Genomic DNA, 15,773 nt, shown 5'->3' on the forward strand with positions numbered 1-15,773 from the left:
GGCTGAGGGGTCCTGCACAGTGCGGCCCGGACCGTTCGCGGTCCGGGCCTCGCTGCGCTTATTCGGTGTCGGCGCGCGGCGGTCGGCTGCTAGAACACCGGTATGGCGGAGCGCAGCATTGTCGTGGTCGGTGCCGGGATCGTCGGGGCCTCGCTCGCTTATCACCTGAGCGGACAGGGTCGGCCGGTCACGCTGATCGACTCGGGTCTACCTGGATCAGGCGTTACCCGCGCGTCGTTCGCGTGGATCGGGCGGCCGGCGACCAGCGATCGGCCCTCGGCGCCACTGCGGTACCTCGCGGTCGACGAGTACCGGCGGCTGGAGGCGGAGCTGCCCGCCCTGGCGATCCGCTGGACCGGATCGCTGGTCTGGGACGGCTTCGACGACTCCCCCGGGCCGCTCACGGGCGACGCGCGGGCGCTGGAGCCGAACCTGATCGATCCGCCGGCCGAAGCGGCTCACCATCCCGACGACGCGGCGCTCGATCCGGTCGCGGCGGCCGAGGTGATGGTCGCCGCCGCGCGTGAGCGAGGCGCGAAGGTGCTGGTCGGTACGACGGTGACCGCGCTCGAACAGCACGCGGGAAGGGTGACCGGCGTACGGACCACCGCCGCGACGATCCCCGCCGACACCGTCGTACTGGCGGCCGGCACCGACAGTGTCGCACTGTGCGCGGGGGTCGGCGTCGAGCTGCCGGTCGAGCCTTCGCCCGCCGTCCTCGTGCGGTTGCGCGCGAAGCCCGGCGTGGTCCGGGCGATCGTGGCGACGCCGGCGCTGGAGGCCAGGCAGCTGGACGACGGGACCGTCCTCGCCCCCACGGTCTACTCAGGTGAGGCCGATCAGGCCGCGCTGCACGCGACCGCGCAGCGCGTACGGGATCGCTTCGCCGCGTTCTTCACCGGCGCCGGCGACGCTGAGGTGATCTCCGTCGAGGTCGGCTGGCGCCCGATGCCCGTGGACGACGAGCCGATCATCGGTGCACCGGCCGGCACCGAAGGCCTGTACGTCGCCGTGATGCACTCGGGGATCACCCTGGCCGCCGCAGCCGGCCGGCTCGCCGCCGCGGAGATCCTCAGCGGACGGCCGGCCCCCGAGCTCGAAGGTTGCCGACCCACCCGCTTCCACTGAGTCTCTACACCTTCGCGCGCTCAGGGAGCTGGACGGTGAAGAGCGGCAGCAGGACGTGGACGAGCGGTCCGATCGCCAGCGCGTAGGCGACGGTCCCGAGGCCGACCGCGCCCCCGAGCAGCCAGCCGATCGCGAGCACCGTCACCTCGATGCTGGTCCGGACCAGCCGCACGCTGAGGCCGGTACGGCGGACCAGGCCGGTCATCATGCCGTCGCGCGGGCCCGGGCCGAACTGGGCGCCGATGTAGAGCGCGCCGGCCAGCGCGTTCAGCACGATGCCGCCGACGGTCAGGAACAGGATCCGCACCCAGAGCGCGTCCGGCGTCGGGAGCAGCGACAGCGTCAGGTCGGTGACCAGACCGATCACGATCGCGTTGCTGATCGTCCCGAGCCCGGGCCACTGCCGGAGCGGGATCCAGAGCAGCAGCACCACGAAGCTCATCGCGATCACCACCGTGCCGAAGGTCAGCGGCAGGTGCTCGGTGATGCCCGAGTGCAGCACGTCCCACGGGTCCAGGCCGAGGTGGCTCTCGATCATCAAGCCCATCGAGGCGCCGTACAGGACCAGGCCGACGTAGAGCTGGACCAGGCGGCGCGGGAGGCGGCCGGCTTTCAGCTGCTCGATCGGGTTCAGCGCGGCGAGGGTCCGAGGGGGTGCGGTGGGTTCTGCGGTGGCGGTCACACGCTCCAGTTTGCGCATCAGTGGCCTGGTGATCGATAGCCAATTGCGCAATAGTGGACTGCATGAGTGGCCAACAACTGCCCGCGAGCACCCTGACCGGCCTGCTCGGCGGCTGGTCCGACGACGGCGGGCCGGCGTACCGGGCGCTGGCCGAGCGGCTTCGGCTGCTGATCGCGGACGGGCGGATCATGCCCGGCGCGCGGCTGCCGAGCGAGCGGGAACTGACCGACGCGCTCGGGGTCAGCCGGACGACCGTCGCGTCGGCGTACCGGGAACTGCGCGACCGCGGGTACCTGACCAGCCGGCGCGGGTCGGGCAGCGTGACCGCACTGCCGTCGCGGATCGAGCCCGAGCTCGGGAGGCATCACGCGCCGGGGATCGACACGGACGGGCTGTACGACTTCACCTGCGCGGCGTCGCCCGCCGTACCGGGGATCAGTACGGCGGTCGCGGCGGCGATGGAGGACCTGCCGCACCACCTCGCGACGCCCGGCTACCATCCGCAGGGGCTGCCTGAGCTGCGCGCCGAGATCGCGGCGTCGTACGAAGCGCGGGGGCTGCCGACGTCGCCCGACCAGATCATCGTCACCGCGGGGGCGCTGGCCGCGACGTCGATCGCGGTCCGCGCGATGACGCAGATCGGCGACCGGGTGCTGACCGAGAGCCCGACCCACCCGAACTCGGTCGACTCGATCCGGCGCAGCGGCGCCCGCGTCGTCGCCGCACCGATGAGCCCCGGCGGCTGGGACCTCCCGTTGCTGGAGGCAACGATCAGGCAGACCGCGCCGCGGGCGGCCTGGATGGTGGTCGACTTCCAGAACCCGACCGGTGAGCTGATGCCGGCCGCCGACCGGCAGCGGCTGGCGATCGCGTTCGCGCGCAGCCGGACCACCGCGATCATCGACGAGACCCTGTACGAGCTGCCGCTGGACGGGCAGGAGATGCCGCCGCCGTTCGCGTCCTTCGACCCCTCCGGGGTGATCACGGTCGGATCGGTGAGCAAGTCGTTCTGGGGCGGGCTGCGGATCGGCTGGCTGCGGGCGCCGGAGTCGCTGGTCGCGCGGATCCTGGACGCGCGGGCGTCGATGGACCTGGGAGCGCCGGTGCTGGAGCAGCTGGTCGTCGTACGGCTGCTGCGGGAGCGCGCTGCGATCTTGCCGGAGCGCCGGGCCGGGCTGCGGGAGCGGCGGGACGCGCTGGCGGCCGCGGTGCGGTCGGTGCTGCCGGACTGGCGCTTCACGCTGCCCGGCGGCGGGCTGTCGCTGTGGTGCGAGCTGCCGGCCGCTGTCGGGTCGTCGCTGGTGGGAGTGGCTCAGCGGAACGGGGTGCTGCTGGTCGCTGGGTCGCGGTTCTCGCCGGAGGGCGGGCTGGAGACGTTCATGCGGTTGCCGTACACGCAGGACCCGGACACGCTGCGTCACTCGGTGGAGCTGCTGGCGGCGTCGTACGGGCAGCTGACCGAGCGGGGGCCGGCTGCGCGTCGTACGGCGTCGGCTTTGATCGCCTGACGTCATCGTGGCGTAATCCCGGGCGGGAAGGTTCGCTCCTGGGGTCGTGTTGAGACACTATGAAAGTCATTCTGCGAGAGGCGTGAGATGTCGTTCTTCAAGCGCAACACCGCCCTGGTCGAGGAGTCGGCCGCCCTGCCCGGCCGCCCGGAGCCCGGCTACGCCGTCCCGGCGGACAACATCGTGCTCGGTACGCCGCAGACGGCGCCGGTGCCCGAGGGCCTCGAGGAGGTCTGGTTCGGCACCGGGTGCTTCTGGGGCACCGAGGAGATCTTCTGGCAGCAGCCCGGCGTGTACACCACGGCGGTCGGCTACGCGGGCGGGTACAGCCCCAACCCGACGTACGAGGAGGTCTGCACCGGCGGAACCGGCCACACCGAGGCCGTCCGCGTCGTCTACGACCCCACCAAGACCACCTTCACCGACCTCCTGAAGGTCTTCTGGGAAACCCACGACCCGACCCAGGGCATGCGCCAGGGCAACGACCTGGGCTCCCAGTACCGCTCCGCCATCTACTACACGACCGAGGCCCAGCGCGCGGAAGCCGAGCGCACCCGCGACCTGTACGCCCCGGTCATCAAGCCCCGAGGCTACGGCGACATCACCACGGAGATCGCGCCGCTGGGTGCGTTCTACTATGCCGAGGGGTACCACCAGCAGTACCTGGCGAAGAACCCGAACGGCTACCGGTGCCACAGCAACACCGGGGTTCCGTTCCCCGCTTAAGAGCCTGACCGAGGGCCTCACCGCGTTGCGGTGGGGCCCTCGCCGCGTTTCAGGCCAGGATCGGCAGAACGCTCTCGACGGCCTTTGTGCTGATGCCTGCGGCGCTCGTCCACCAGCACGCCGGATAGGCCTGGTCGATGAACCGGCGCGAGGGCAGGGTCCTTCGGCTCCACGGGACGAAGCCGTCGGAGTAGCCGTGGTGGTCGGTGGTGTCGAGGACGCCGCAGATGCCGAGGATGTCGAGGAGGACCTGGCGCTCGGACTTGTTCCCTTTCAGCGGGCGCAGATGGGTGACTGCTTGGGCTGCTGTGACACCAGGCGGGAGTTCGCGGAGTGTGGTGAGGATCGTTCGGCCGAGCTCGCGGTCGGCGGCGGTGGGCTCGAGGCGTGGGGCTCGGTGGAACTGCTGCAGGTCGAAGGCGGCGTAGATGATGCTGTCGTGGCGCGTGCCACCCCACTTGAAGCGCTCGAAGTTGAGGACGTTGAGGTCCTGGGCGAGCGCGTCGTCGTACAGGCCGCAGATCGCGCAGTGGCCTTCCGCGCCTGGTGTGAAGCTGTGGGCGGGCAGGTCGCGCGCGACCAGGTACGACGCCAGCGCCGAGCGGAGGTCAAGGCGGCGGCTGGTCAGGCTGGCACGAAGGCGGCTTCGACGGCCGGGAGGGTCGTCTCCCCCGCCGCCGCTCGTGCTGCTGCGACCCAGGCGTCGTGGCCGAGGACGGCCGGTTCCGCGAACATGACTCCTCGGTCGACTGCGGCGCTGAGCGCATCGGCGGTGGGCCATTGACCCGGCCGGCGCCAGCCCGCCGAGGACCAGAACGTGTCGAACAGGGGTTGGAGGCTGCTCGGCGACGGGTCGTAGGTGTGCACGGGTCAGATGATGCCTTTCAGTCCAGGTCGTCGGTAGCGTGTCGGATTCGGGGTGCGCCGTTCGTAGTACGGGTGACGGGTCACCTGGACAAGGAGTGTTGAGATGGCGAAGTACCTGATCTCGTTCGACAAGGGCGCGATGGATCACATCCCGGAGGAGGACTTTCCGGAGGTGGGGCGCGCGGGGCACGCGGTGTGTCGGGAGGCGAAGGAGGCCGGGGTGTTCGTGTACTCCGGTGGGCTGGACTACGACGCCGAGGACCCGAAGTACGCCGTTGAGCCCGCGGTGGTGGGGGTGGACGGGGTGGTCACCGACGGGCCGTACCCGGAGAGCAAGGAGTTGATCGGCGGGGTGTTCATCGTCGAGGTGCCGACCCGTGAGGAGGCGCTGGAGTGGGCGGCGAAGGTCGCGGCCGCGTGCCGGTGTGCGCAGGACGTGCGGAAGTTCATGTACGACCCGGACGAGGTCTGACGCAGGGCTGTCGCCGATCGATCGGCGAACCTACGCTGGCAGGGTGAGCACGAAGGTGCAGGACCTGATCTTCGGGGGCTTTCCGCTGCTGCGGTACGAGCCGACCGAGATGCGGGTCCGGGTCCGCGACGGGGAGTTGCTGGTCGCGGACACGGTGCGAGCCATGCTGGTCTGGGAGCCGCGCCGGATCGTGCCGTCGTACGCCGTACCGGTCGCTGATCTGCGCGCCGGGCTGACGGCGTCGTCGCTGCCGTCGATCCCGGCGCCGGATCGGATCCTCGACCCGGGGACGCCGTTCGCCGCGCACTCGTGCCCGGGCGAGGCGGTCGATCTCGTGGTCGGCCGGACGCGGTTCGCCGGGGCCGGGTTCCGGCCCGAGGACACGGAGCTGGCGTCGTACCTGGTGCTCGACTTCCGGGCGTTCGAGGAGTGGTACGGCGAGGACGACCGGCTGTTCGCGCACCCGCGCGATCCCTACCACCGCGTCGATGTGCGGCCGAGCTCGCGGACGGTGCGGATCGAGGCGGACGGCGTACTGCTTGCTGAGAGCAACCATCCGGTGCTGGTCTTCGAGACGAGTCTGCCGACGCGGTACTACGTGCCGCTGGACGACGTGGTCGCGGAGCTGACGCCGAGCGAGCGGACCAGCGAGTGCGCGTACAAGGGGCGGGCGTCGTACTTCTCGACGGCCGGCTACCGGGATCTCGCGTGGACGTACCCGGCGCCGCTCGACGGGGCGACGCCGCTGGCCGGGCTGGTCGCGTTCCTCGACGACAAGCTCGACGTGTTCATCGACGGGGAGCCGCGGCGGGCGTTGTCGGCGCCGGCCGCCGGGCTGTTCAACGACCGCTTCGGGCTGAAGCACGACGCCTGAGTCGGGCTGAAGCACGACGCCTGGCCGGCTCTCGGCGCGGCCAGGCGTCGTACGGCTCAGCCCATCGACTTCTGACCGTCGATCGTCTCCCGGATGATGTCGGCGTGCCCGGCGTGCTGCGCGGTCTCGGCCGTGATGTGCAGGAAGACCCGGCGGACCGACCAGAACACGCCCGGCGGCTGCCACGGCGCGGCCGGCAGCTCGTAGGTGACGTCGAGATCCAGCGTCTTCACCAGCTCGTCGGTCGCGGCCGCGACCTTCTCGTACTCCGCGAGCGCGCCGGCCAGGGTCTCCCCCTCGGTGAGCCGGAACTTGTCCTCCCACGCCGCGATCACCTCCGGCGTGAACTCCACCTTCGGCACCTCCGCGCCGCCCCCGTTCACCGCGAACTCGGCCCAGTGCTGCTCGACCGACGTCACGTGCTTGATCAGCCCGCCGACAGTCAGCGCACTGACGGTGCTCCGCGTGTTCGCCTGCTCGTCGGTCAGCCCCTGCGCGGTGTGCCGCAGGAAGTACCGGTGCTTCCCGAGAAACTCGAGGATGTCGACCCGCTCACCGGTCAAGGTCTGCTCGTTTGTCGTCATGGGAATGACTCTAGGAGGAGTAGCGGCCAGGTTGTGTCCTCTTCTCGAACCGCTTCGGCTGAGATCATCACGGGATGCCGGACGTGCCCGAAAGCTTCCGCCAGGACTGGCTCCGCCTGTGGAATCTCGCTGAACGCCTGAGCGCGTCGCACCCGCGGTCCCGGGTGTTCAAGGAGCCGGAGCACCCGTCGACAGTGCTCGGCTTCGCCGGGTTGTTCCTGGAGCCGCCGGACACCTCGAGCGCGCCGAGCGGCTGGAGTGAGTACGTCACCAGCCCGCGGAACGCGATCACGTTCGCGTCGACACACGTCGACGGCGTGCACTTCTGCGCCCTGTTCGGTGCCGCGGACGCGTCGACCACGACGATCGTGCTCTGCGTGCCGCTGGCCGACGAGCCCAACCAGGTCGTCGGCACCAGCCTGCCGGAGTTCCTCGCGCTGGGCTGCATGGTCGGATACCACCTCGATGACATCGCGTACACGGATCGCACGGTGCCCATCGGTGATCTCGAGCACCCGCTCGAGCCCGAGCTGGCGTTCCTGCTCGACGCGCTGCGCTCGGAGTTCGGCCTCACGCCTTGGCGCGACGTGAGGTCGCGCCTCGAGGAACTGCACGCGCGGTACGCCGCCGAGATCGTCTGGACGCCGTACGAGGCGTGAGCTCAGGCCGCGCGGTCGCCGTACGTCCTCGCGTCGGCGCGGAGTGTCCAACCCGGCTGCTGGAATGGGCCGGTGCGGAAACTGGTGCGGGATCGGATGCCGGAGATCATTCGGGCGAAGGGTGAGGAGGCGGTGGTCTACCGGGCTGGCGCTGCGGAGTACCGGCGGCGGCTGCGGGAGAAGTTGGTGGAGGAGGTCGACGAGTTTCTGGGCGAGGGCGAGCGGGAGGCCGCGCTGGAGGAGCTTGCGGATGTGATGGAAGTGGTGCGGGCGCTGGCTGTCGATCTGGGGGCGAGCGCCGAGGACGTCGAGCGGATCCGGGTGGCGAAGGCGGCGGAGCGGGGTGGGTTCGCGGAGCGGGTGGTGTGGACCGGGTGAGGTGTGCGCCCCCGTTGAGCGCACACCTCATGCGGTCAGCGGCGGATGAGGCACTTGGTTTTCACGTAGCCGGTGCGTCCGCCGGCGACGGTGACGGCCTTCCAGAGGTTGTTGCTGCCGCAGTCGACGTAGCCCTCGCCGGTGCCGTTGGTGCAGTTCGCGTCGAAGAGGATGCCGTTCGCGAGGCTGCCGAGGGTGCGGCCGACGGTGTTCTGCTCGTAGATGTAGATGCCGCCGGGGTGGTTCACCTGGTAGCGGCAGAGCGCGCCGGCCTTGCCGACGAGCGTGATGCCGTCCGGCACGGCGGCCCGCGCGGTGACCGCCGTACCGGTCAGGGTGAGCGCGGCCAGTACGCCGATTGCTGCCGTACGTCGTACTTGGGTGAGGTGCACGGTGTCTCCGTCCGGTCGAGTGGGTTCGCCGGGGAGTCAACCGGGGAGCGCCTTCAAAACGCTTTCACGTTTCAGCATGGTGGTTCACCGTACGGCGGACCGGTTTTGTCGGTGGCTGGTGGGAAAGTCTGTGCATGGATGCGGCGGACGGGTTGTTGGTGGAGTTTCTCGATGCTCAGCGGGGGCGGGTGTTCGAGGTGCTGGACGGGTTGGGTGACGAGGAGTTGCGGCGGGCTGTGTTGCCGTCGGGGTGGGCTCCGTTGGGGTTGGTGGAGCATCTGGGGCATGCCGAGCGGCACTGGTTTCAGCAGGTGACGTTGGGGGCGGCGGAGGCGTTGCCTTGGGAGCGGTTGCCGGAGGACGACGCGGACGGGCCGTTCACGACCTCGCGGAGTACGGAGGCGGTGTTCGGGTTCTACCGGCGGCAGATCGCGGTCGCGAACGAGGTGCTGGTGTCGACGTCGTTCGACGCCGCGCCGGTCGGCAAGCACGGGTTCGGGCCGGAGCCGGTGGAGTTGCGGGTGATCGTGCTGCACATGATCGAGGAGACGGCGCGGCACCTGGGGCATCTGGATGCGGCCCGGGAGTTGATCGACGGGGCGGTCGAGCTGGGGCGGGATCAGTGGTGACGGAGGGCGAGGCCGAGCAGGTCGAGAGGGGCGTCCACAGCAGCGTCGTACGGAGCACAGAGAGCCAATTGAATCTTGTACGGACTGCAACGGCGACGCTACGGCCCGTCGCGGAGGAACGGGAGAAGGTGGCTGGCATTCTCTGCGGATGGTGATCGAGCGGCGCAGTCCGTGGTGGCGGGGGTCGGTGAGTACTGATCTCGCGGAGTTCCTGGTGGTGTTCTCGCACGGGCAGGTGAGCGAGATCGTCGCGGCGCGCTGCGACGGGTGCGGCGACTCGGTGTTCGTGGTCGGCATCGACGAGCAGCACGGGTACGCCGTACGCCGGTGCGCCGGGTGCGACCGCCCGTGGGTGATGCTCGGCGGGACCGACTGGTCGGAGGTCCAGCGCGCGGTCTGCCCGTGCGGCGGCGAGCTGTTCGAGATCGCGGCCGGGTTCACCGAGCGGCTCGACGGGGAGCTCGGGTGGGTCTACCTCGGGCTGCGGTGCACGACGGACGACGTACTGGGGTTGTACGGCGACTGGCGGATCACGGCCCGACCGACGCGGAAGCTGCTCGACCTGGTCTGACGCGGCCGGCCGGCTGTGCCCGATTCTGGGGGTGGCGCCTGGCAGGATCCTCGGCACCGGATCGAGGAGGCCTGGATGGCGTTGCGGTGGTACTCCGTGGTGGTGGACTGCGCCGACGTGCGGGCGCAGGCGGCCTGGTGGGCCGAGGCGCTGGACTGGCGGGTGATCCACGCCAGCGACGACGAGTGCGTGATCATCCCGTCGTGGGTCGACGAGGCGGCGATGCGGGAGACGCCGTGGGAACGGGTCGGGCCGGGGATCGTGTTCGTGCCGGTGCCCGAGGGCAAGGCGGTGAAGAACCGGCTGCACCTCGACTTCGCGCCGCACACGAGCCAGCACCGCGAGGCCGAGATCGCGCGGTTGATCGCGCTGGGCGCGAGTCGCGTTGACGTCGGGCAGCCGGAGGGGCCGAGCTGGACGGTGCTGGCTGATCCGGAGGGCAACGAGTTCTGCGTGCTGAGCTCGCGGGACAGCTGACCGCGCGGGCGGTCAGTCGCCCGAGGTCAGCCGTAGGTCGACGAACGCGATGGTGTCGCCGGGGAGGACGTACCGGTCGGTCTCGACGAAGCCATGCCGCTCGGCGAAGCGGAGGCCTTCGGAGTTACTGGCGAGAACTATCGTCTCGATCTCGGAGGCGCCGAGTTCCTTGGCCTTTGTCAGTCCACGTCGATACAACACCTCGCCGTACCCGCGACGCCGGTACGCCGGAAGCACCCGCGCGATCACCGTGACAGCCCCATTCTCAGGCGGCCGCACAGTCGAGCACCCCACCAGCACCTCCCCCGCGTACAGCACCTCCAGATGATTCCGCCCCGCCCGCTCCCGCACCTCCGCGCTGGACAGCGCTGCCGTCGGGATGATCGCGTTGTGGACCTCCCGCCAGTCCTCGACCGCGCGCTCGTCGCCCGCCTCGACCACCACCACCCGCAGCTCGCTCATCCGCCCACCCAACCCGCCGAAGACCAACCAGGTCAACCGACTTCGGAGCCGCCCGTGCACAACCACACGCCGCCCGGCTACAGCTGCCCCTTCTGCCACCTGATCGCCGGCGGCGAGGACGCACTCACCACCCAGCACGACGTCGTACGCCGTACCGACGGCGCCCTCGCGTTCGTCGCCTCGCGCTGGTGGCCCAACAACCGCGGCCACGTCCTCGTCGTCCCCACCGAGCACCACGAGAACCTGTACGACCTCAGCCGCCCAGCCGGTCACGCCGTGCACGACCTCGTCCAGGAGGTCGCGATCGCCGTCCGCGCGACCTACGGCTGCGAGGGCATCTCCACCCGCCAGCACAACGAGCCCGCGGGCTACCAGGACGCGTGGCACTACCACGTTCACGTCTTCCCGCGGTACGCCGACGACAACCTCTACAACACCCGCCACCTCCCCGACCCCGCGACCGCCGCCGAGCGTGCGCCGTACGTCGCCAAGCTCCGCGACCACTTCGAGCAGCAGGAGAAGCACCGATGATCGGCCCCACCCACGAGCTATTGCCCGAGGCAACCAACCCCCAGCCGGGCCGGATCGTGTTCCTCAACGGCGCGTCGAGCTCCGGGAAATCCACCGTCGCCGAGGAGCTGCTGCGCACGCTCGACGGCGCCTGGTACCACCTGGCGGTCGACCACTACCACCGGGCCCGCTCACGGCACGACTGGTCGGAGGAGGAGTTCCTCCCGATCTTCCAGCGCACCGTCCGCGGCTTCCACCGCGTCGTGGCCGGGATGGCGTCGGCGGGGAACGACGTCGTCGTCGACCACATCCTCGGCGAGCGGTGGCGGGTCGTCGATTGCCTGGAGACGTTCGCGGGCCTGCCGGTCTACCTCGTCGGCGTGCACTGCGCGCTGCCCGAGCTCGAGCGCCGCGAGCAGGCCCGCGGAAACCGCACGATCGGCCGGGCCGCGCTGCAGTTCCCGATCGTCCACCAGGACCTGCGGTACGACGTCGAGGTGCACACCGACCAGCAGACTGCACAGGACTCCGCCGCACAGATCGCCGCCCGACTGAGCAAACCCCCGACAGCCTTCGAACAGCTCAGGGCCGCAGGACCTTCGCGCTCGTGAGCACGCGCTGGTTGTTCCAGGAGCTGTCGCGGTACCAGAACTTCACCACCACGTACGACGCCCCGCCGGGCGCGTCCGCGGCGACGTCGACGTTGAAGTCGACGACACCGTTGCAGGTGCCGCCGACCTCGGCCTGGAAGTCCAGGTCGCCGCTCGCGTTGTACGTCCACACCTCGACGAAGCGGCAGCCGCTGCTCGGGACGGCGCGTTCGACCCCGCTGACGTGCACCGAGCGGTTGTAGAACGTCACCTTGCCGCGCGCGTAGGTCGCGCCGTAGGTGATGTCGAACGACTTCGTCGGGTACGCCGCCTGCGCGGCCGGGGTCAGCCCGATCGTCCCGGCCAGCATGCTCACCGCGGCCACCGCCGCTGCCGTCTGACGTCGCATGGTCGTGCTCCTTCGTCTGTCGGGCCCCGAGTGCAGCTGAAGTCTGCGGCCCGGGCGCCGCGCCGGAGAAGCACTTTGCAGCTTGTGGCAACCAGCTAGTACTCCCCGCGCCGCCGCATTCGGCGCGGCCGCCCGTCCGGGTCGTAGACGTGGTCGAAGACCGGACGCGCCCACACTCGTTGCCAACGGCGTACTTCAGCGGGCCGATGGCAACGAATCTGCCCGGCCGGCCGCTCCCCGAGCCGACCGCCCAAAACCCAAGCATCCAAGGCCTCAGCCGTCCGCTGCCACAACGAGAAACCCTCGACCGGATCCAGATCACCAGGAACCCCGAGATGTTCCGCCCACAGCTCAGCACGTAACCCCCGAGCAACCTCAGGCGAAACCACAGCACACGTCAGCTCACTGTCGTTCGTCCAGGACCGCCGGTTGAAGTTGTCCGACCCGCAAGCGAACCACTCGTCGTCGATCACACAAACCTTCGCGTGCACGTAGATCGGCACCCCATCGACGTTCTCCAGGTCGTAAACAGCGACCCGAGGCGACTTCAGCAACGCCAGCGCCCGCCGCTGCCCGTCCAACGCCGGCGGCCCGGTGAACCGCCCGTCCGCATCAGGGAACCGCGGCACCACCACGATCACCCGCAACGACGGCGACCGCTCCAACGCCTCCTGCAACGCCGCCGCCACATCCCGCGACCAGAAGTACTGATCCTCGATGTAGATCAACGACCGCGCCCGCCGCAACGCCTTCAGATACCCGCGCGCAATGCTGTACTCACCCCGAGGCGCGAACGGAAACCCCGGATGCTTGTGCGCGTAGGTCCGCAGCACCTGCACCGCACTCCGCCCGGCAGCAGGCGGGTCAGGAAACGACTCAGGCAGAGCAGAAGGATGCCGGGGCATCCGCGACAACCGCTGCACGAGCAGCCGGTACGGCGTCCGCCGATCGAGCGGATGCGGATCGTCCCACCGCTCGACGAACGTCCGCAGCAGATCACCAACGACCGGCCCGTGGATCTCCAGCGCCACGTCGTGCCACGGCGTCCGCGACCCGTACCGCGGATCCATCGGCGCCTGCTGCGGATCCCCGCGATGCGTTGCGTCGTCCCGGCGCTGGTGCGACAGGTCGATCCCGCCGACGAACGCGACGTCACCCGAACGGTCGTCGCGGTGCTGGATCACGAACAGCTTCTGGTGGTGCGAAGCGAGCCGCCGTACCCGCTGATCGAGCAGCACCTCGGCACCCGCCTCGTTCAGCGCGGTCCCGAGCCGCTGGTTCTCCTGCGCGTTGAAGCTGACGTGGTCGGAGTGCGACCGCCAGAGCAGCCCGCGCACCTCGACGCCGTTGCGCGCGAGGTCGCACAGCACCTCGCCGACGCTCGTGCCGTCAGGGATCAGCGCCTCGTCGTGGTCCCCGCGCCAGTCGGTGAAGTAGACCCGGTCGCCCTTCTCGAGCCGGCACAGCTCGTCGTACAGACGCTGGAAGTACGTCGCACCGTGGACCAGCGGCCGGACCAGGTTGCCCTCGGACCAGGAGCCGTCCCGGTCGATGTCCGTCCCCGCGTTGCCACGCTCACTCGCCGTCAGGAACCAGTCGTGCTTCATCTCGTTCCAGTGCCCAGCCGGCAGCAGACCATGAGAGGCTGACCGGCGATGCGCACGCGAAACTGGCTCCTGGCCCTCGGTCTGCCCGCCTCGATGGCCTGGTCGGTCGTGGTGACCGCCGCGCTGCCGGACTGGCTCTCCCCGGCCGAGGACTGCGCCCTGACCGCCGGTCGCGCGTCCAGCGCCGGCGTGACCGTGCACGACTCCTGGTTCCCGCCCCGCGCGACCTGCGACTTCGGCGACGGCCAGGTCCACGAACTCATCTCGACAACACAATCAGCCGTCCTGACCGTGCTCGGCGTCCTGATCGCACTCGCTGTGCTCGCCGGACTCGCGCTCTGGGTCAAGAGCCCCCAGGACGAAACACCACGCACAGCCGAGAACGTCGACCTCCGCCAGCGTCGCCGAGCCCACCTCACCAGCGGTCTCGTCGTCGGCGCCCTCGGCACCGGCGCCCTGCTCACCCTGGTCGTCGTCGGTTTCGTCTTCGGCGGCCCACCCGGCGTGGTCAGCGCGGTCCTGATCGGCATCGTCGGTCTCACCGCCGCCACCACCGCGCTCGACCGCTCGGTCGGCCCGCTCCCGAGCACCCGAAAGCAGTCCCGCCGCCGCGGCGCGACCCTGACCGCCCTGATCCTCGTCTGCGCCTCGATCGGCGCGGTGCCCCGCTTCCCGGTCCCTCAGTTCGGCGTACTGGTCCTCGCCGCGGCCCTGTTCGGCGCGACCGTCCTGATCCAGTGGTCCATCAAGACCGAGGCTTGATGTTCTGGTTCAGCCGGAACACGTTGTCCGGGTCGTACTCCGCTTTCACCTGCGCCAGCCGCCGGTAGTTCTCCTCGCCGTACCCGGCGACCACCCGGTCCTGTCCCTCGTCCCCGATGAAGTTCAGGTAGACCGCCCCCGTCGACCACTCCCGCACATCGGCGCACACGTCCCGCGCCCACTGAATCCCCCGTACGTCGTCCGCCGGGTCCGACCACACGCCGAACGGGTGCACCACCCACGCCGCCGACCGGTGCGGCAACGGCCACTTGTCCGCCTCCCGCGCGACCGCCCCGCCCCACGGCACGATCATCTGCTGCGACGGAGACGGCGACAGCATGTCGCCCGCCCGGCTGCAGAACGCGGCGATCGCCTCGTCAGGCAGCTCGTTGAGGTGTTCGGCCGACCAGTAGTTCCGGAACCCCGGCGGGTCGTCGAGCGCCGACTGCAGCGCGGCGTACGGCATCTCGGCCACCATCACGCCCTCGGGCGTCAGGTCGAACAGCGGCCGCAGCACGTCCCGCGTCGCCGCCTCGTCACCCAGGTGCACCGCCGCCGCACCCACCAGCCGCTCCCCCTGCAGATGCAGCGGCACGAACTCCTCCGGCGGTCCGGTCAGGTAGAACACCCCTCCCCCGAGCTCCTCGGGCGCGCCGCCCTCGATCAGGTCCCGATACACCCGTACGACGTCCGGCCCGGCGGCCGCCGGCCAGAGCAGCAGCGCCAGCGTGACCACCGGCAGCACCTGCAACCGGAAGGTCAGCGCCGTCGCGACCCCGAAGTTCCCACCCCCACCGTGGAGCGCCCAGAACAGCTCGGTGTTGCGGGTCTCGTCCGCGATCACCAGCTCGCCGTCGGCCGTCACCAGCTCGACCGAGACCAGGTTGTCGCAGGCCAGGCCCCACTTGCGTTCCAGCCAGCCCGACCCGCCGCCGAGGGTCAGCCCGGCGACGCCGGTGGTCGACACCCGGCCGCCGGTCGTGCCGAGCCAGTACGGCTGGCACATGCTGTCGAAGTCACCCCAGGTCGCCCCGCCGCCGACCCGCGCGATCCGCGCGTCGGCATCGACCTGGACCGTGTTCAGCCGGCGCAGGTCGACGACGAGACCTCCGTCGCTGACCCCCGTTCCCGCCACGCCGTGCCCGCCCCCGCGGACCGCGATCTCGAGCCCCTGACCGACGCCGTACCGGACCGCGGCGGCGACGTCGGCGGCCGACTCGCACTGCGCGATCATCGCCGGCCGTTTGTCGACCATCGCGTTGAACACCGTGCGCGCCTGCTCGTAGTCCGGGTCCCCGGAGCGCAGCAACCGGCCCCCGAACCCGAGCGGACGCGTGATCATCGTGTCGGACATGGGAACTCCCCCTCGATCTCATCCCCAGCTGACAGGCTCGATGCTGCTCCCGCGGACGTCCCCGGTCAACGCCTCGATTCCCTTACTACGTTGGGTTTCCGGGCGGTCACCCCAGGCAGTCAGCCCGCGGCA

General features: G+C 70.3%; 21 protein-coding genes. 13 read left to right on the forward strand and 8 right to left on the reverse strand.

What is annotated here, in order from left to right; all coding sequences use genetic code 11:
- Window positions 1-102 precede the first annotated feature (102 nt).
- Window positions 103-1,128 carry an FAD-binding oxidoreductase gene (locus tag AB0M01_RS04165; protein WP_363665402.1) on the forward strand — a complete coding sequence of 342 codons (1,026 nt, stop codon included), beginning with the start codon at window positions 103-105 and terminating at the stop codon, window positions 1,126-1,128.
- A gap of 4 nt (window positions 1,129-1,132) precedes the next feature.
- Here AB0M01_RS04165 and AB0M01_RS04170 read toward each other — a convergent pair whose 3' ends face one another.
- Window positions 1,133-1,810 (reverse strand): hypothetical protein, encoded by a 678-nt coding sequence (locus tag AB0M01_RS04170; RefSeq protein WP_363665403.1) that lies wholly within the window; start codon window positions 1,808-1,810, stop codon window positions 1,133-1,135.
- Window positions 1,811-1,872: 62 nt separating this feature from the next.
- Here AB0M01_RS04170 and AB0M01_RS04175 point away from each other — a divergent pair, with 62 nt between their 5' ends.
- Together AB0M01_RS04175 and msrA are read left to right on the forward strand one after the other, a co-directional pair.
- Window positions 1,873-3,318 carry a PLP-dependent aminotransferase family protein gene (locus AB0M01_RS04175; protein WP_363665404.1) on the forward strand — a complete coding sequence of 482 codons (1,446 nt, stop codon included), beginning with the start codon at window positions 1,873-1,875 and terminating at the stop codon, window positions 3,316-3,318.
- Between the two features lie 87 nt (window positions 3,319-3,405).
- Window positions 3,406-4,044: a peptide-methionine (S)-S-oxide reductase MsrA gene (gene msrA, locus AB0M01_RS04180; RefSeq protein WP_363665405.1), complete on the forward strand. Its 639-nt coding sequence runs from the start codon at window positions 3,406-3,408 to the stop codon at window positions 4,042-4,044.
- A gap of 49 nt (window positions 4,045-4,093) precedes the next feature.
- On the opposite strand, the gene AB0M01_RS04185 is transcribed toward msrA, so the two are convergent.
- Entirely contained in the window at window positions 4,094-4,825 is a 732-nt protein-coding gene (locus AB0M01_RS04185; RefSeq protein ID WP_363665406.1) for a hypothetical protein, read from the reverse strand.
- Between the two features lie 189 nt (window positions 4,826-5,014).
- Between AB0M01_RS04185 and AB0M01_RS04190 the strand changes: the two genes are divergently transcribed.
- Both AB0M01_RS04190 and AB0M01_RS04195 read left to right on the forward strand, forming a co-directional pair.
- Entirely contained in the window at window positions 5,015-5,383 is a 369-nt protein-coding gene (locus tag AB0M01_RS04190; protein WP_363665407.1) for a YciI family protein, read from the forward strand.
- A 43-nt stretch (window positions 5,384-5,426) separates the two neighbouring features.
- Complete coding sequence (locus tag AB0M01_RS04195) at window positions 5,427-6,257, forward strand: DUF427 domain-containing protein (protein WP_363665408.1); 831 nt, start codon at window positions 5,427-5,429, stop codon at window positions 6,255-6,257.
- Window positions 6,258-6,313: 56 nt separating this feature from the next.
- Here AB0M01_RS04195 and AB0M01_RS04200 read toward each other — a convergent pair whose 3' ends face one another.
- On the reverse strand, window positions 6,314-6,841 hold the full coding sequence (locus AB0M01_RS04200; protein WP_363665409.1) for a DinB family protein: 528 nt from the start codon (window positions 6,839-6,841) through the stop codon (window positions 6,314-6,316).
- 74 nt (window positions 6,842-6,915) lie between these two features.
- Between AB0M01_RS04200 and AB0M01_RS04205 the strand changes: the two genes are divergently transcribed.
- Together AB0M01_RS04205 and AB0M01_RS04210 are read left to right on the forward strand one after the other, a co-directional pair.
- The gene (locus tag AB0M01_RS04205) at window positions 6,916-7,500 is read left to right on the forward strand and encodes a hypothetical protein (RefSeq protein ID WP_363665410.1); all 585 of its coding nucleotides are present in this window, start codon (window positions 6,916-6,918) and stop codon (window positions 7,498-7,500) included.
- Between the two features lie 72 nt (window positions 7,501-7,572).
- Complete coding sequence (locus AB0M01_RS04210) at window positions 7,573-7,878, forward strand: nucleoside triphosphate pyrophosphohydrolase (protein ID WP_363665411.1); 306 nt, start codon at window positions 7,573-7,575, stop codon at window positions 7,876-7,878.
- A gap of 35 nt (window positions 7,879-7,913) precedes the next feature.
- Here the strand turns inward: AB0M01_RS04210 and AB0M01_RS04215 are convergent, their stop codons facing one another.
- A complete protein-coding gene (locus AB0M01_RS04215) occupies window positions 7,914-8,270 on the reverse strand; it encodes a hypothetical protein (RefSeq protein ID WP_363665412.1) in 357 nt (118 codons plus the stop codon).
- Between the two features lie 134 nt (window positions 8,271-8,404).
- Between AB0M01_RS04215 and AB0M01_RS04220 the strand changes: the two genes are divergently transcribed.
- The 3 genes from AB0M01_RS04220 to AB0M01_RS04230 all read left to right on the forward strand — a co-directional run bounded on the left by AB0M01_RS04220 (window position 8,405) and on the right by AB0M01_RS04230 (window position 9,947).
- Window positions 8,405-8,899 (forward strand): DinB family protein, encoded by a 495-nt coding sequence (locus AB0M01_RS04220; RefSeq protein ID WP_363665413.1) that lies wholly within the window; start codon window positions 8,405-8,407, stop codon window positions 8,897-8,899.
- 148 nt (window positions 8,900-9,047) lie between these two features.
- On the forward strand, window positions 9,048-9,470 hold the full coding sequence (locus tag AB0M01_RS04225) for a hypothetical protein (protein ID WP_363665414.1): 423 nt from the start codon (window positions 9,048-9,050) through the stop codon (window positions 9,468-9,470).
- Between the two features lie 75 nt (window positions 9,471-9,545).
- Window positions 9,546-9,947, forward strand: a complete 402-nt coding sequence (locus AB0M01_RS04230; RefSeq protein ID WP_363665415.1) for a VOC family protein — start codon at window positions 9,546-9,548, stop codon at window positions 9,945-9,947.
- A 12-nt stretch (window positions 9,948-9,959) separates the two neighbouring features.
- Here the strand turns inward: AB0M01_RS04230 and AB0M01_RS04235 are convergent, their stop codons facing one another.
- Window positions 9,960-10,409, reverse strand: coding sequence for a GNAT family N-acetyltransferase (locus AB0M01_RS04235; protein ID WP_363665416.1), 450 nt, complete (start codon window positions 10,407-10,409; stop codon window positions 9,960-9,962).
- A 54-nt stretch (window positions 10,410-10,463) separates the two neighbouring features.
- Between AB0M01_RS04235 and AB0M01_RS04240 the strand changes: the two genes are divergently transcribed.
- Together AB0M01_RS04240 and AB0M01_RS04245 are read left to right on the forward strand one after the other, a co-directional pair.
- Window positions 10,464-10,940, forward strand: a complete 477-nt coding sequence (locus AB0M01_RS04240) for an HIT family protein (RefSeq protein WP_363665417.1) — start codon at window positions 10,464-10,466, stop codon at window positions 10,938-10,940.
- Entirely contained in the window at window positions 10,937-11,530 is a 594-nt protein-coding gene (locus AB0M01_RS04245) for an AAA family ATPase (protein ID WP_363665418.1), read from the forward strand. Before AB0M01_RS04240 ends, AB0M01_RS04245 begins: the two co-directional genes overlap by 4 nt.
- Here the strand turns inward: AB0M01_RS04245 and AB0M01_RS04250 are convergent.
- Together AB0M01_RS04250 and AB0M01_RS04255 are read right to left on the reverse strand one after the other, a co-directional pair.
- Complete coding sequence (locus AB0M01_RS04250; protein WP_363665419.1) at window positions 11,502-11,918, reverse strand: hypothetical protein; 417 nt, start codon at window positions 11,916-11,918, stop codon at window positions 11,502-11,504. The two genes, AB0M01_RS04245 and AB0M01_RS04250, sit on opposite strands and share 29 nt — an antisense overlap.
- A 95-nt stretch (window positions 11,919-12,013) precedes the next feature.
- Window positions 12,014-13,525, reverse strand: a complete 1,512-nt coding sequence (locus AB0M01_RS04255) for a phospholipase D family protein (RefSeq protein ID WP_363665420.1) — start codon at window positions 13,523-13,525, stop codon at window positions 12,014-12,016.
- Window positions 13,526-13,573: 48 nt separating this feature from the next.
- On the opposite strand from AB0M01_RS04255, the gene AB0M01_RS04260 reads away from it, so the two are divergent.
- Complete coding sequence (locus tag AB0M01_RS04260) at window positions 13,574-14,287, forward strand: hypothetical protein (RefSeq protein WP_363665421.1); 714 nt, start codon at window positions 13,574-13,576, stop codon at window positions 14,285-14,287.
- On the opposite strand, the gene AB0M01_RS04265 is transcribed toward AB0M01_RS04260, so the two are convergent.
- A complete protein-coding gene (locus AB0M01_RS04265; protein WP_363665422.1) occupies window positions 14,271-15,641 on the reverse strand; it encodes an FAD-binding oxidoreductase in 1,371 nt (456 codons plus the stop codon). The two genes, AB0M01_RS04260 and AB0M01_RS04265, sit on opposite strands and share 17 nt — an antisense overlap.
- Between the last annotated feature and the right edge of the window lie 132 nt (window positions 15,642-15,773).

It is taken from the genome of Kribbella sp. NPDC051770, from assembly GCF_040681455.1.
GTDB lineage: Bacteria > Actinomycetota > Actinomycetes > Propionibacteriales > Kribbellaceae > Kribbella.